The sequence below is a fragment of the Erysipelatoclostridium sp. MSK.23.31 genome (assembly GCF_019125875.1).
Classification (GTDB): domain Bacteria; phylum Bacillota_I; class Bacilli_A; order Erysipelotrichales; family Coprobacillaceae; genus Thomasclavelia; species Thomasclavelia ramosa.
The window spans coordinates 1-15,273 of record NZ_JAHOCB010000002.1; the positions used below are offsets into that span (position 1 = coordinate 1).

Here is a 15,273-nt window from a genome sequence, read left to right on the forward strand (position 1 = left end):
AGAAAAGAGATAGCTTTCGCTATCTCTTAAGCCCCTCCACTATTGACACGGAGCCGGGGTCACTACAATACATTATTTTTTAATTTCTCTTTATTATTCGACACCAATTTCATAACCCGTTCCTTCTAGTGTACTGAAACGCAAATAATACGATAAACAGGATGTTTTTTGCATAAATCCGTACCCCCTAGTTAAGTGATATTGAGAGTGTGAAATAGTTTTAAACTCCAAATAAGCCCCTATTTGAAGCAATTATTTAGAACAATCAAAATGTAAATTTCTATCTATAATAACCGTAAATATAATCAAATTCACAAGCAAAGAAACTACCTATAAAATTAATATATTAACTTCGACTTTGTTTTCTTAATGATTCTATTGCAATTTTAACAGCATCATTATTTGGTTTTATTGTATCCCATTCATCCCAAAAATCTTTTGTACCACTTAGAGGTTGGTGCGACTCTTTCGGTTTATCAAGTTTTATTTTACTTGGTAACAAGATGGCATCACCTACTACTAAAGCTTCTCCAATATCTAAAAGTGGTAGATATTCGATAGTGGTTTTTAAGGAGTCTGGTAATAGATTTTTAATTACCCCTTTATCACGTTCATTTGTTAATCTCAAAACTATAAAATTACTACATTGACTTAAAATAGTTTTACTTACATCAGCTGGTCTTTGACTAACCGCTAAAATAGATACACCATATTTCCTTCCTTCTTTCGCAATTCTTTCAAAATTATATAACGCTTGCTTTTGAACACTATCTGCATCTTCTTTTACAGGCAGATACAGATGAGCTTCATCACATATTATCGTGAAAGGAGTTCGACTTTCTTCATCAATCCAAAATTGTACATTGTACAATAATCTAGCAAGTGTGCCTGTAACAACTGGTAGAATATCTGATGGAACTTCAGAAAAATCAATTATTTTAATCCCTTTTTTGCCATCAATAGCACCTAACAAATTACACATCATTTCTTCAAGCCATTCATATGCTAAACTTTTTGAACTAGGCTGAAACATAAAACCATATCTTTTATCTTGAATTTTAGCTTCTAATCTAGAAATAAATCTTGTTAATTTTCCCTGCCACTCACCCTTTATAGGTTTATTATTTGCTCCAACACCTGGAGTTGTATCATCCACTTTTAAAAGACTAATCAAGTCATTTATTTTAAATGGGATTGGCGAATCAACAGTAAACGATTTTAATACATCTTTTTTCTTCTCAACTTCTAATGTTTCTGCTTTTAAATTATTTATATGCGCTGTAAACCTTGAGGCTTGATTTGGTGCATTCATATCACTTCTATCCAATATCATAGATAATAATTCTTCTCTATTTAAAAGCCAGTATGGAAGAAATATGATTTCATCACTATCAGTTTCAAGATCTCCAGGTCCAGCAATCCGAAAGCTTTCCGCAATTTTTTCAACACCTTCTGATAAATTACTATATTCTCCATGCATATCAAATACAATTATATTTGCAAAGTTCAATTCACTAGATTTTTCTAAAATATTAGCTACACACCAACTTTTACCAGAACCAGTACTACCCAAAATAGCAGCATGTCGCTGAAAAAGTTTATTTCCATCTAAAATCGCATTTGCTTCCGCATCCATTACAAAATTCCCTAATTTTAATTTTTTCTCCGTTTTGATATTGTTACTAAGAATATTCATTAACTTTTGTAAATTTGTTCCTAAAATACAATTGCAATTACTATCAATTTTAGGAAAAGCTTCAATCCCTCGTTTAAATAAATTTTTTTGTTCACCAAACACTGCATGAAAAGTACCAATAATACTAGCCTTAACGTAATCTGCACTCAAAATGACATCGTCCTCATCATCTAAATCATCTAAAGTTTTTCTAGTTACTCTGTCTATTGAAGCAATTAATAATTGATGACCTTTACTTGTCTCAATAGCTATTAAGTTACCAACACATATTTGTGTCATAATACTTTCATTTTCGATTTGAATAATTACATGCTCAGAATCAACATTGATTACACTTCCTAAGAAATCTTGCTTTGTAAATTTAAATAAATTTTCCACTAAAATACCTCCTTCAACATTTCAACAATATCCCACATATTAACATTTTCCATAATAGTCTCTTCTTTCTTAAATATAATTTTTGAACCATTTGTTTTTTGATCGCAACATATTGCAATTATATTGCGATGATTCATTGCATAACTTCTTATTTTTTCTGATAATCCCCATGATAATATTAAAGTTGGTTTCCCAGCTTCAAGTTGCCTCATCAAATGAGTTTCTAGATGGTCATCGTTGAAACCATATCCAATTATAATAAATTTTTGTGCTCCATCTATTGCCTCGTTAGACATATTTCTATGTGTGTCAAACGGGATATTATAGCCTTCTCTATACTTATTTAAACCTGGAGTGATAATTAAAGGTGTATTGTCAACCTCAATAGGTAGTGAATATACTTTGTCATCAATCAAATGCCAACTCAAGCAACCGTGCGGTTTTAATATTTTTACTTTGGGTGAAAATATAGGTTTTGTTGTTTTTCCTATTTTTTTAATTCCTTCACAAAATTGAAACTTATTTTTATTTGGCTGAAACGAAGATATACACTTTCCTACAAATAAGGTATCAATTCTTAATTCATTATACTCGCATGCATATTCTAACAATCTATCATAATTAGTTGTAATTACAACTATACCATCATTTCTTATATTGAAATACTCTAAAAATTTTGAAAATCTTAATTTTCTATGATTGCAAATAATATCATTTAACACGATTTTATCATACCTATATATTAATTTAGCTGTAATGTCTCTAATTTTATCTTCTATAAACAACGACGGTTTGACCACATGAAGCGCTTTTTCTAATCCATCTCCTGCTAATATACTAGACCTTATCTTATCCCAAATCAATTTATCATCTTGATCAACAAGATAATTTGGCAATACATTAAATAATTCATCTGCCAATTCTTTCATACCAGGTATTCCTTCCGCTAGGGATAACCCTGATCCAACAACAATAACAGTTCCTTCCTGAAAAAAATTTTGTATATTTGATTTTAGTTGATTAGAGTCCACATATGTCACCCCTTTCATTATTTTAATGTAATTATATATCATTTTCTATCTTATGTCTCTTTCTAATTTACCTTTCTGTAAAAATTAAATAAATTTGGTAGTTTTAATCGATTAAAACTAATATTGAACAACTTTTCTAAAACAGATCTTTATAAAAATCTATGCATAAGAACTACGCATATTTGATTGAATTATTTAAACATTTTTTCTAAAGTTCTGTCATAATGAATATAAGCTTTATTACCACAGTTATAAGTAACCGCCGTACCTTCTTTAATCATTCTTCTTACTACATACTCTGCTAAACCTGATGCAACACAAAATTCTTTAATAGACATAATAGTTTTAACTTTAGGTGTTGATTGAATATCCTTCTTAATTTCATTTAATGATAAGTCTAACTCTTTTAATTTATCGACAATCTCTTTTAATAATTCAGTTTCCATTATTAACAACTCCTCTCTATAATTAGTCCTGCTTTTACTTAAAAGCAGGAGGCAAATAAAATGGCAATTGAAAAAAGAATAAGAAAAAATGGTATAAGTTTTAAAATCATAGCTTATGCTGGTTATTACATTGATGATAATGGTAAAAGAAAGCAAAAACGGATTAGTCAGACCTTTCACCCACCAGAAAATATATCTGAACAAAAAGCATATAAAAAAGCTCTTCTCATTGAAGAACAGTTACAAAATCATATTAATATGGTCAGATATGTTCCTAGTGAATTAACCATTGATTATTTATGGGAAATGTATTTGAATAACTATATGAAATTAAATCAAAAAATCACCACTCAAGTGACTACAATTAATATAGTAGAAGTTCATATACTTCCCTATTTTAAAGATATGAAGCTATCTCAAATCAATCCTTTAGTCATTCAAAAATTTTTAATTCATTGTAGTAAAAAGAAAAGAGGAAATCATACATTAACGATTTCCTATCTAAAGACTATTAAGATTAAACTTCATTCAATCCTACAATACGCTGTTGAATTAGAATGGATTGATAAAAATCCTTGTAGTAAATGCAAAATAAAATCTGAAAAGTATCCAAAGGAGAAATACATTTTCTCTATTCAAAGTATCAAAGAGATATATTCTTATCTAAAAGATGAAAATATTTATGATGACATCATCAAATTTCAACTACTAACTGGATTACGTATAGGTGAAACACTAGCTATCACAATCAATGATATTAACTTTAGTGAGAATTATATCGACATTAACAAATCTGTTTCAAAAGCAAATAATGAATTTATTGTTGGTACTCCTAAAAGCAATAATTCTTATCGGAGAATCTATATAAATAAGCTACTGAAAAAAATAATTAATCATAACTTGAAATCAGACCTATTATTTTCAATTAATGATTCATACATCCACTATGCTAATGTTCGCTCAAGACTTAAAACTATTCTTAAGAATACACCTTATCACAATCTAACAATTCATGATTTAAGACATATCCACTCGTCATTACTTCTTTACAATAAAGTGGATTTAAAAAGTATATCAACACATCTTGGACATAGCAGTATTAGGATAACATCTGATATCTATTTACATACAGCTCATGAAGCGAGTGAACAGTTATCTATAAACATTGAGAACATATTTAATAACCTAAAAAAATAAACCCCTAAATAAGCACCTAAAATAAATTTGAAGCATAATCAACAATACATCATCAAACTACAAGATACAAAAAAGCTCGAATCTATCGAGCTTTTCATATTCTATTGTATTATTGAGTATTGTGTAGTATCTTTGAGTATCTATTCTACACCAACTATAAATGAATAAACAGGCTGTTTACCATTTACTACTTCTAATTCAGCCTCAAAATTATCTTCAACAAAACTTTCAATTTCTTCAATGTCATCATCATTTACGTCTTCACCATAAATCAATGTAATCAATTCAGCATCCTCATCTACTAGTTTTTCTAAAACAACTTTTAATGCTTTTAATTTATTATCTTTACAAGCAACAATATCTTTTTCCACCAAAGCCATATAGTCGTTAGCTTTAATTTCTACACCATCGATATTAGTATCTTTAATTGCAAAAGTTACTTGTCCTGTTTTTACATTTCCTACTGCTTCTGTCATTTCAGCAACATTATCATCCAATGAAGCATCAGGATTAAACATGATACATGCTGATAACCCTTGAGGAATAGTTTTCGTTGGAATAACAATAACATTTACTTCATCTTCTAAAATTGTTGCTGTTTGTTGCGCAGTCATAACAATATTAGAATTGTTTGGAAGAATAATTACATTTTTCGCATTTACATCTCTAACTGCTTGAACCATATCCTCAGCTGATGGATTCATTGTTTGTCCACCACTAACAACATAATCACAATGTAGTTCTAAAAAAGCATCCTTTAGACCATCACCTGCACAAACAGAGATAACTGCTGTTTCTTTAGCTTCACGTTTTGGTTTAGCATTGTCATCAACTCCGACAATCGTTCCTGCATTACTTTGAATAGTATCTGCCTGTTCTTGCATATTTTCAATTTTCAGTTTAACAAATTCACCAAATCGTTGAGCAATGTTTAAAGCATTACCAGGTTTTAAAGTATGAACATGAACTTTAACGATATCTTCATCTTGAACAACAACAATACTTTCACCAGGAATTCTCGCTAATTCTTTCTTTAATTGCTCCTCTTTAAATTTATCAACCAAAGAAGGCTCTAGACGAACAATAAACTCTGTACAATATCCATAACCTTCTTCTCCACCTTCAATATCAGCTACAGCATTCATCGCGGAATCAGATGATTTAATTTCTACATAATCGACTGTTTCTCCTGCTAATCCAGCTAAAAAGCCAGTAAAAACTAATAGTAGTCCTGCTCCACCACTATCTACTACTCCAACTTCTTTTAAAACTGGTAATAATTCCGGTGTTCTTTCTAATGAAGCCTCTGCTTCTTTAACAAAATAAGAGAAAACATCTTCAATTTCCATTCCAGGCTTTGCGTATTTTACTACCGCTTCACTCGATTCTCTAATCACTGTTAAAATAGTTCCTTCAACAGGACGCATAACAGCTTTATAAGCAACCTTTGCACCACTTTCTAGTGCTTGAGCCCAAAGTACTGCATCAGCTTCTTCATGACCTTGAAGTGCCATTGAAACCCCTCTAAAAATTTGTGATAAGATAACTCCAGAATTTCCTCGAGCTCCCATTAAAAGTCCCTTAGATAATTTTTTTGAAATTTCTCCAATATTATTTGAATCCATTCCCTCAATTTCTTTAGCACCAGCAGAAAATGTCAAAGACATATTTGTTCCAGTATCACCATCAGGTACAGGAAAGACATTTAATGCATCAATTTCAGGATGATTATTATGCAACGTATTTGCGCCACATAAAACCATCTCTTTAAATAATTTTCCAGTTACAACTTTCATCTTCTATCTCCTCTACTCTATTCCTCGAACACCTTGAACATATACATTCACTGATTCGACATTTACATCTAAAGTAGACTCAACTACATATTTAACTTTCTTTTGGACTTCACGTAATACTTCCGTCATTTTAATTCCATATCCTAATAAAACATATAGATCTAAAATTAAACCAGTTTCACCATCTCGAGCAACGATTCCCTTAGAATAATTTTCTTTACGTAACAAATCATAATAACCATCTTTTAATTTTTTTTGACTTGCCATTCCAACAACGCCATAACATTCAATTGCAGCACCGCCAGCAATTGTAGCAACAACATCTAAAGAAATGTTAACAGTTCCCATATTATTATTTTTTTCAATCATTTATATACCTCCTCGTATACAATTGAATTGTATTCATCAATAACTAATTATATCTTAAAAATTCGTTCTTGACAATTATATTGCAGTCAGAAATTATTGTAACAAACCATAAAAAAAATTCAAGCAAAAAAAATGTAATAAATGTAATAATTTTTCAAAAAATAATTGCAATTTAAAACTAAAAATGATACTATATGCAAGTACGTTAAAACACTACTAATGAAGAGGAGGAGAACCTATGTCAAGAAAATGTCAAATCAGTGGTAAAGGACCTATGTCTGGAAATACACGTTCTCATGCATTAAACTCAAGTAGAAGAAAATGGAATGTTAATTTACAAAAAGCTACTATTTTAGTAGATGGTAAACCTACGACTGTAAGAATTTCTGCTAGAGAATTAAGAACTTTGAGAAAATCAGCTTAATAATATAAATAGTACTGCGGTACTATTTTTATTTTATCCAATTATAGTTATTCTATGATTGGTTTTTTTGAAACTTTTTTTCATTAAATTTACATTATTTTCTTATTCAATGAAACTATATTAATAAACAAGGCCAATGTATTTACACCTCAATTATTTCCTAATATGATAATACTATATAAATTAGGAGGATAATTAAATGACATTTCCAAAAGATTTTCTATGGGGTGGTGCTGTAACCGCTCACCAGAGCGAAGGTGCTTATAACGCAGGTGGTAAAAGTCCTGCAGTGTGTGATCTCTTCCCTAAACCAGAACATAGTGATTTTAAAGACGGAATTGATAGCTATCATCGTTATGATGACGATTTTTCATTATTTGAAGAAATGGGCTTCACCAGTTATCGTTTCTCAATTGACTGGTCAAGAGTATGCCCAGATGGTATTAACTTTAGTGAAGAAAGTATGCAATTCTATGATGATTTTATTGATTCAATGATTCGGCATGGAATGGAGCCAATGTGCTCATTATATCACTTCGAAATGCCCCAATTGCTAATGAATAAATATAACGGATTTTATTCACGGGAAGTAGTAGATATGTTTGTTACCTATGCTAATAAAATGATTGACCGTTATGGTGATCGTGTAAAAAAATGGATTTCATTTAACGAACAAAATGCAATTGCTTTACCAGGCAGCAGTAAGGTAGCTTATGGTGCCGTTTGTCCAAAAGACATTGACGAACAAACATTATTAATCAGCTGGTTCACAATACTTTTGTTGCTCATGCTAAAGTTGTTGAAAAAGTTCATACTATCGCTGATGCTAAAGTCTTAGGAATGGTAATATATATTCCTGCTTATGCCGCCACTTGTAATCCTCTTGACGAGCTAGAATCTCGAAATCAAATGGCACTTACAGACATGTATTTTGATATGTTTACGTACGGGGAGTATTCAAGTTACATGATGGCAAAAATGAAAAATGAAAATAATCTGCCAAAAATGCTAGATGGAGATTTAGAGTTGCTCAAAAAGAATAAGGTTGACTGGCTATCATTAAGTTATTATTTTTCAACAGTAGCTTCACATGGCAAACTAAGCATTGAAATGAACGGTAATGCAAAAGCAGCTACCAATCCATATTTAAAAGCTAGTGAATGGGGTTGGCAAATCGATCCCCTTGGTTTACGTATTGGTTTAAGGGATATTTATGCGAAATATCGTTTACCGATTATGGTCGTTGAAAACGGCTTTGGAATGCGTGATATTTTAGAAAATGAAACCGTTATCGATGATACAAGAATTGATTACATGAAAGATCATCTTGAGCAAATCGCATTAGCAATTAATGAAGGTGTTGACTGTCGTGGATATTTAATGTGGGGACCAATTGACATTTTGAGTTCTCAAGGAGAGATGTCTAAACGCTATGGTACTATTTATGTTAATCGGGATGATAAAGACTTAAAAGATATGAAACGTTATAAAAAGAAAAGTTTTTATTGGTATAAAAAAGTTATTTCTACCAATGGTGACGATATAAAAAATGATTAATCTAAAAATTAGCCGTTTTGGCTAATTTTTTTGTTTTAATATCTATACATCTAAATAAAAAGTAAGGTACAATAAAAAGTAGGTGATAGAAATGAAAAAACTAATTCAAAGATTATATTATCGTATTAATAATCGGGTCCTCGACTACCGCTATAAAGTTAATAAAAATGCTGGTTTATGCTTTGCTTACTATTTAATCATGTCAATCATACCGATTTGTTCACTGTTTGCCTTCTTTGCCTCCATATTAAATGTTGATCTTGGCACCTTAGAACAATTACTAAAAAACTACTTAACTCCTGAATTTTCTAACATAATAATTGCATCCTTAAAATCAAGTCATATTACTTTATCATCAATAATTATCTTATTTATCTCATTATTTGTTGTTAGTCGAGGAATCAACCAGCTTTATGGAATTTCAAAAAACTTATTTCCTTCTGCACATCAAAGGAATATAATTATTGAACAATTATTAATGCTTTTAAAAACGATTGCTGTTTTCGTTTTATTATTACTAATAATATCCATATTAACAATCATCCCTCTAATTAATTATTTTATTAATTTTAAAGATATTTTAGTACTTGGTGATTTATATTTATTTTTAGTTTTTTTTATTATTTTATTTTTATTATATAAGATTATTCCAGATGTTCATGTTCACATTTTTGACATTGTAAAAGGAGCCTTTTGTTCAAGTATACTGATGTTAATTTTATTATCTGCTCTTGAATTTTATTTTAGCATAGCAGATTATACTAGCGTATACGGTCCATTGGCTTCTGTTGTAGTTATTATGATATCTTTTTCTCTGATTGCTGAAACAATTTTTATTGGCATGTATATCATGTTTGAAGCTCATATGAAAAGATTAATCATTGAAATGAAAAAAAATAATCATTCTTAAAAAAATAAAAAACGAAGAATATTTTTCCTTCGTTTTTATTTTTTAAATTGACGTTTAAATGCATCAAAAATTGATTCTTTCTTCTTTGAAAGTTTTGATAATTTAGTATATAATTCTTTTTCTTCAGATGAAAGTTTAGTCGGAATCTTAACTTCGATTCTAACCATTTCATCACCATAATTAGTACTACGAAGATCTTTAACGCCCTTACCCTTTAGACGCAGTATTGTTCCTGATTGTGTTCCAGCAGGAATTTTTACTGTAACATCCCCTTGAACAGTTGGAACATCAACTTCACATCCTAATGTAGCATCTACATTAGAAACAGGAATAGTAATATGAATATTTCGCCCTTCACGTTTAAAATGTTCGTGACTTCCTACTTGAATTTCTACAAATAAATCTCCATTAGGTCCACCATTTGCTCCTCGTCCACCTTTGCCAGCTACGCGCAATTGTTGATTAGAATTAATACCAGCTGGTATATCTAATTGTACTGTCACTGTCTTAGTTTCATATCCACGTCCATGACAATGTGGACATTTCTCTTTAACAACTTTTCCAGTTCCATTACAGTCAGGACAAGTAGTTTCAGTTACAAATGTCCCAAATGGTGAACTTTGCTGCTGTTGAACAGTTCCACGTCCACCACAGCGTGAACACGTTTGGACATCATTAGGATTTTTAGCCCCACTACCGTTACAATGAGTACATGGTGCATCATAAGTAACTTTAATATCTTTCTTTACACCATTTACTGCTTCCATGAAACTGATATTTAAACGCATTAAGCGATCATCACCACGACGTGGTCCTGTATTTCTTTGACGTGATCTTCCGCCACCACCAAAGAAAGATCCAAAAATATCTCCTAAATCAACATCTTCAAATCCAAATCCACCAAAACCACCAGCACCACCATTACCAGCACCTTGCTCAAATGCAGCATGACCAAAGCGGTCATAAGTGGCTTTTTTATTAGCATCTGATAATACTTCATAAGCTTCTTGGACTTCTTTGAACTTTTCTTCAGCACCAGGCTCTTTGTTGACATCAGGATGATATTGTTTTGCTTTTTTACGATAAGCTCGTTTGATCTCATCAGCTGAAGCCTGTTTACTTACACCTAAGACTTCATAATAATCTCTTTTATCAGCCATATTTTCACCCTCTTTTTATACTATTTAAAACCAAGGCGGCAAAGCCTTGGCTTTAAATGATTAGTTCTTTTCTTCGAAATCTGCATCAACAACATTATCATCTTGTGCATTTGCTGTACCAGCATTTGCATCACTAGCTCCTGCTCCACCTTGTTGTTGATATGCATATGAAGCCATTTGTTGTGCCATTTGTTCTAATTCAGACATTTTAGCTTCTAATGTAGCCATATCGTTGTTATCTAAAGCTGCCTTTAACTCATCTTTTAATTTTTCAGCAGATTCTTTTTGAGTAGCATCAATTTTGTCACCTTGTTCTGCTAAAGCTTTATCGATTTCATTAATCATTTGTTCAGCTTTATTTCTTGTTTCGATATCTTTACGTTTTTGTTCATCTTCAGCTTTATTAGCTTCAGCTTCTTTAACCATTCTATCAATTTCTTCATCACTTAAACCAGTTGAGTTTTGAATAACGATAGATTGTTCTTTTTGAGATTTTAAATCTTTAGCTTTAACATTTACGATACCATTAACGTCAATGCTGAAAGTTACTTCGATTTGAGGTACACCACGTGGAGCTGGTTCAATACCGTCTAATTTAAATAAACCTAATTGTTTATTATCTTTAGCCATTGATCTTTCACCTTGTAAAACGTTGATATCTACAGCAGGTTGATTATCAGCAGCAGTTGAGAATACTTGAGATTTAGTTGTTGGAATAGTTGTATTTCTTTCAATTAATACTGTCATTACACCACCCATAGTCTCAATACCTAATGATAATGGAGTAACATCTAGTAATAATACATCTTTAACATCACCAGCAATAACCCCACCTTGAATTGCAGCACCCATAGATACTACTTCATCAGGGTTAACAGATTTATTTGGATCTTTTCCTAATAATTTTTTAACTGATTCTTGAACAGCAGGAATACGAGTAGAACCTCCTACTAATAATACTTGATGAATTTCAGTTGGGTCCATACCAGCATCTTTCAATGCTTGACGTACAGGAGTTTCAGTTCTTAAAACTAAATCACGAGTTAATTCATCAAATTTTGCTCTAGTTAATGTTAATTCTAAGTGTAAAGGCCCCGCTGCACCAGCTGAGATGAATGGTAATGAAATTTGTGTTTGCATAGTTCCTGATAAGTCTTTTTTAGCTTTTTCAGCAGCTTCTTTAACACGTTGCATTGCCATTTTATCATTTGATAAATCAACACCTTGATCTTTTTTGAATTCTTCAACAACCCAATTCATGATTTTTTCATCAAAATCATCACCACCAAGTTTATTATCCCCAGCAGTAGCTAATACTTCAAAAGTTCCATCAGCTAAGTCTAAGATAGAAACGTCAAATGTACCTCCACCTAAGTCATATACTAATACTTTTTGTTCTTGATCTAATTTATCTAATCCAAACGCTAAAGCAGCAGCAGTTGGTTCATTGATAATACGTTCTACTTCTAAACCAGCAATTTTACCAGCATCTTTAGTAGCTTGACGTTGTGCATCGTTAAAGTATGCAGGAACTGTAATAACTGCTTGTGTTACAGTTTCACCTAAATATGCTTCAGCTGTTGCTTTTAAGTTTTGTAAGATCATTGCTGAAATTTCTTGTGGTGTATAGTCTTTACCATTTGCATGTTCTTTATGATCAGTACCCATATGACGTTTAACTGACATAATTGTATCTGGATTAGTTACTGCTTGACGTTTAGCAGCTTCACCAACGATAATCTCTCCATTTTTAAATGATACTACTGAAGGAGTTGTTCTATTTCCTTCTGGATTAGCGATTACTTTAACTTCACCGTTTTCCATAACACTGACACATGAATTTGTTGTACCTAAGTCAATACCAATAATTTTACCCATAATTAAATTCCTCCTATTTATTCACTTACTTTTACTAAAGATGCACGAATAACGCGATCTTTTAACTTATATCCTTTTTGTAACTCTTCAACAATCATATTTGTTTTAAAGTTATCATCTTTTACGGTCATAACTGCTTGATGGAAGTTTGGATCAAACTCTTCACCCTCAGTTTTAATTACTTCAACACCTTGTGACTTTAATACTTCCATCAGTTGGTTATAAATCATTTCATAACCCTTCAAAAAGTTTTTAATTTCATCACTAGGATCAACTACAGCTAATGATCTTTCAAAATTATCTACAACAGGTAATAATTCTTCAATAAATGATTGCATCATAAATTTCATTGCATTAGCATGTTCGTTCTGTAATCTCTTCTTAAGATTTTCCATATCAGCAAACACTTTATAATAATCAGTTTTCCAAGTATTTACTTCATCTTCTAAATTCTTAAGTTGATCTTCAACTGTAATTTCATCTTCTTTTGTTTCAACTGTTTCTTCTGCAGTCTTTTCTGTAGATTCTTCATCTACTACTGTTTCTTTTTCCTTAGCCACTACATTCACCTCTATTCATCGTTTGAATCATCTGATTCGTCAAAGAACGCCTCTTCAATATTCCTTGAAATATACTCTACTAAGGAAACTACTTTTTCATAAGGCATTCTTGTTGGCCCAATTACTGAAATAGATCCCTTGGTTCTCTCTCCTGTTCTAAATGAAGCTGAGATGACCGATACATCCTCAATTTCATTAATCGGTGAATCAGAACCAATTCTTACCGTTACTCCTTCTTCATCAGATAAAGGTTGTAAGGCATTCCATACTTGAGAGTTTTCAAATGCACTAACGATTCTTCTCAATTTATTTACATCATTATACTCAGGCTGGTATAACATATTTTCTTTTCCTGAAAAATATACATTGCTCGAAGCAAATCGAACAAAAGCTTCAAGAAAAGCATTAAATAATTCCTCATGCTCCTTGATTTTAGCTGATAACACCGGTTTTACATCACGTTCTAAACGAAATGCTACCTGATCAATCGGTGTCCCTATCAATAAATCATTCATCACTGCAACACAACTCACCAAATCATCAATTTTATGATTACGGTTTAAATCAAACACCTTGTTTTCAACATAGCCTTGATTCGTAATAATAATCGCAGTAACTCGGTTATCATTCAAAGGAACAATATTGATTTGCTGCAAAGTATCTTCGCTAGAATCTGGTCCCAAGACTACCGATGTTAGATGCGTTAGTTCACTTAACATCTCACAACTTTCATGAATGATTTCATTCAAACCACGATGACGATCGCTAAAAATTTGCGCTACTTGGTTTTTAATCCCTTCATCTAGATCCCGCTTTGCAAGATTATCAACATAGAATCGATATCCTTCAACCGAAGGAACTCGTCCGGAAGATGTATGAGTTTTTTCTAAATAACCATACTCTTCAAGAAAACTCATCTCATTACGAATGGTTGCACTTGAATAAGGCAATTGATATTTTGTCATCAAAGCTTTTGACCCAACTGGTTCAGCCGTTTCAATAAACTCATCAACAATACATTTAAATACTAATAGTTGCCTCGCTGTAAGCATCAGTTTCACCACCCTTAGCACTCATCTTTCCTTTGTGCTAAATACATTATACATCAATAATTAGCACTGTCAACACCTTTGTGCTAAAAAATAAAAAAAGAATTATAAATCCGATTTCTATTTAAAACAACTCTATAATCAATCTAATTCCTTGATAAAATCACAAAAAAAACAGCCCTAAGGCTGTTAAATTTTTTCAAAAACACTTGCCGGTTGTTTACATACTGGACAAATAAAATCTTCAGGCAATTCATCTGCTTCTAAAATAAATCCACAAACAGTACATCTCCAACCATGTTTTGAAGTATCTGCTTGATAACTAGAAGCATTTTTAGGTGTTGTTCCATTTTTCTTATTATGATAATTTGCATAAGTTAATACTTCACCTTCATTAATCACTTTACAATCAATAACATCGCCAACAAACATAATATGTGTTCCAACATCTGTCATTGAAATAACTTTAACACTAAATGAAGCAGCTATTCCTTCGGTGATTTGTTTAATATTTTGACAATCAACTTCATAATCAATCCCATCAAATTTGTTAACATCTTTACCAGACTGAAAACCAAATCTTCTGATAACATCCATATCAATATCATCAAGTAATACCCCAACGTTATAAACACAACTATTTTCAATTAACGATGTAGTATAATTATTTTTATTCAGCGTAATACAAACTCGTGCCGGCTCTGAAGTAACCTGTACAAAAGTGTTAGCAATACAAGCACTGTCCTTACCATCACAACTGCTAGATACAACATACAACCCATAACTTAACTTAAAAAATGCTTTATTGTTCATATCCCAATC

At 31.5% G+C, this 15,273-nt stretch carries 13 protein-coding genes and 1 pseudogene; 4 read left to right on the forward strand and 10 right to left on the reverse strand.

Annotated elements, in window-relative coordinates:
- Nucleotides 1-346: 346 nt before the first annotated feature.
- The 3 genes from KSU54_RS01360 to KSU54_RS01370 form a co-directional block, all read right to left on the reverse strand.
- Nucleotides 347-2,074, reverse strand: coding sequence for an ATP-binding protein (locus KSU54_RS01360; protein ID WP_117791889.1), 1,728 nt, complete (start codon nt 2,072-2,074; stop codon nt 347-349).
- Nucleotides 2,074-3,105, reverse strand: a complete 1,032-nt coding sequence (locus KSU54_RS01365; RefSeq protein WP_158561780.1) for an SIR2 family protein — start codon at nt 3,103-3,105, stop codon at nt 2,074-2,076. The genes KSU54_RS01360 and KSU54_RS01365 overlap by 1 nt, the downstream gene beginning before the upstream one ends.
- Nucleotides 3,106-3,296: 191 nt before the next feature.
- The gene (locus KSU54_RS01370) at nt 3,297-3,551 is read right to left on the reverse strand and encodes a hypothetical protein (protein ID WP_117791887.1); all 255 of its coding nucleotides are present in this window, start codon (nt 3,549-3,551) and stop codon (nt 3,297-3,299) included.
- A 60-nt stretch (nt 3,552-3,611) separates the two neighbouring features.
- Between KSU54_RS01370 and KSU54_RS01375 the strand changes: the two genes are divergently transcribed.
- A complete protein-coding gene (locus KSU54_RS01375) occupies nt 3,612-4,748 on the forward strand; it encodes a site-specific integrase (RefSeq protein ID WP_117791886.1) in 1,137 nt (378 codons plus the stop codon).
- A 140-nt stretch (nt 4,749-4,888) separates the two neighbouring features.
- On the opposite strand, the gene KSU54_RS01380 is transcribed toward KSU54_RS01375, so the two are convergent.
- Nucleotides 4,889-6,544, reverse strand: a complete 1,656-nt coding sequence (locus tag KSU54_RS01380) for a DAK2 domain-containing protein (RefSeq protein ID WP_003536744.1) — start codon at nt 6,542-6,544, stop codon at nt 4,889-4,891.
- Nucleotides 6,545-6,556: 12 nt separating this feature from the next.
- Nucleotides 6,557-6,913, reverse strand: coding sequence for an Asp23/Gls24 family envelope stress response protein (locus KSU54_RS01385; RefSeq protein ID WP_003536743.1), 357 nt, complete (start codon nt 6,911-6,913; stop codon nt 6,557-6,559).
- 238 nt (nt 6,914-7,151) lie between these two features.
- Here KSU54_RS01385 and rpmB point away from each other — a divergent pair, with 238 nt between their 5' ends.
- The 3 genes and pseudogenes from rpmB (at nt 7,152) to KSU54_RS01400 (ending at nt 9,804) form a co-directional block, all read left to right on the forward strand.
- Nucleotides 7,152-7,337 (forward strand): 50S ribosomal protein L28, encoded by a 186-nt coding sequence (gene rpmB / locus KSU54_RS01390; RefSeq protein WP_003536741.1) that lies wholly within the window; start codon nt 7,152-7,154, stop codon nt 7,335-7,337.
- A 199-nt stretch (nt 7,338-7,536) separates the two neighbouring features.
- Nucleotides 7,537-8,894: pseudogene (locus KSU54_RS19265) on the forward strand (glycoside hydrolase family 1 protein).
- Nucleotides 8,895-8,985: 91 nt separating this feature from the next.
- Nucleotides 8,986-9,804 carry a YhjD/YihY/BrkB family envelope integrity protein gene (locus KSU54_RS01400; protein ID WP_008791493.1) on the forward strand — a complete coding sequence of 273 codons (819 nt, stop codon included), beginning with the start codon at nt 8,986-8,988 and terminating at the stop codon, nt 9,802-9,804.
- A 35-nt stretch (nt 9,805-9,839) separates the two neighbouring features.
- On the opposite strand, the gene dnaJ is transcribed toward KSU54_RS01400, so the two are convergent.
- From dnaJ to KSU54_RS01425, 5 genes are all read right to left on the reverse strand, one after another.
- Nucleotides 9,840-10,964, reverse strand: coding sequence for a molecular chaperone DnaJ (gene dnaJ, locus KSU54_RS01405; protein ID WP_003536735.1), 1,125 nt, complete (start codon nt 10,962-10,964; stop codon nt 9,840-9,842).
- Nucleotides 10,965-11,024: 60 nt separating this feature from the next.
- Entirely contained in the window at nt 11,025-12,842 is a 1,818-nt protein-coding gene (gene dnaK, locus KSU54_RS01410; protein WP_003536734.1) for a molecular chaperone DnaK, read from the reverse strand.
- 17 nt (nt 12,843-12,859) lie between these two features.
- Nucleotides 12,860-13,411, reverse strand: coding sequence for a nucleotide exchange factor GrpE (gene grpE, locus KSU54_RS01415; protein WP_003536732.1), 552 nt, complete (start codon nt 13,409-13,411; stop codon nt 12,860-12,862).
- Nucleotides 13,412-13,413: 2 nt separating this feature from the next.
- A complete protein-coding gene (gene hrcA, locus KSU54_RS01420) occupies nt 13,414-14,454 on the reverse strand; it encodes a heat-inducible transcriptional repressor HrcA (RefSeq protein ID WP_008791490.1) in 1,041 nt (346 codons plus the stop codon).
- A gap of 186 nt (nt 14,455-14,640) precedes the next feature.
- Nucleotides 14,641-15,264 carry a flavin reductase family protein gene (locus tag KSU54_RS01425; RefSeq protein WP_008791489.1) on the reverse strand — a complete coding sequence of 208 codons (624 nt, stop codon included), beginning with the start codon at nt 15,262-15,264 and terminating at the stop codon, nt 14,641-14,643.
- Nucleotides 15,265-15,273: the final 9 nt, after the last annotated feature.

Coding starts and splice junctions, on each gene's coding strand:
- KSU54_RS01375 (WP_117791886.1), top strand. CDS start 3,612: ATGGCAATTGAAAAAAGAATAAGAAAAAATGGTATAAGTTTTAAAATC.
- KSU54_RS01385 (WP_003536743.1), bottom strand. CDS start 6,913: ATGATTGAAAAAAATAATAATATGGGAACTGTTAACATTTCTTTAGAT.
- KSU54_RS01400 (WP_008791493.1), top strand. CDS start 8,986: ATGAAAAAACTAATTCAAAGATTATATTATCGTATTAATAATCGGGTC.
- KSU54_RS01425 (WP_008791489.1), bottom strand. CDS start 15,264: ATGAACAATAAAGCATTTTTTAAGTTAAGTTATGGGTTGTATGTTGTA.
- KSU54_RS01370 (WP_117791887.1), bottom strand. CDS start 3,551: ATGGAAACTGAATTATTAAAAGAGATTGTCGATAAATTAAAAGAGTTA.
- dnaK (WP_003536734.1), bottom strand. CDS start 12,842: ATGGGTAAAATTATTGGTATTGACTTAGGTACAACAAATTCATGTGTC.
- hrcA (WP_008791490.1), bottom strand. CDS start 14,454: ATGCTTACAGCGAGGCAACTATTAGTATTTAAATGTATTGTTGATGAG.
- rpmB (WP_003536741.1), top strand. CDS start 7,152: ATGTCAAGAAAATGTCAAATCAGTGGTAAAGGACCTATGTCTGGAAAT.
- KSU54_RS01380 (WP_003536744.1), bottom strand. CDS start 6,544: ATGAAAGTTGTAACTGGAAAATTATTTAAAGAGATGGTTTTATGTGGC.
- dnaJ (WP_003536735.1), bottom strand. CDS start 10,964: ATGGCTGATAAAAGAGATTATTATGAAGTCTTAGGTGTAAGTAAACAG.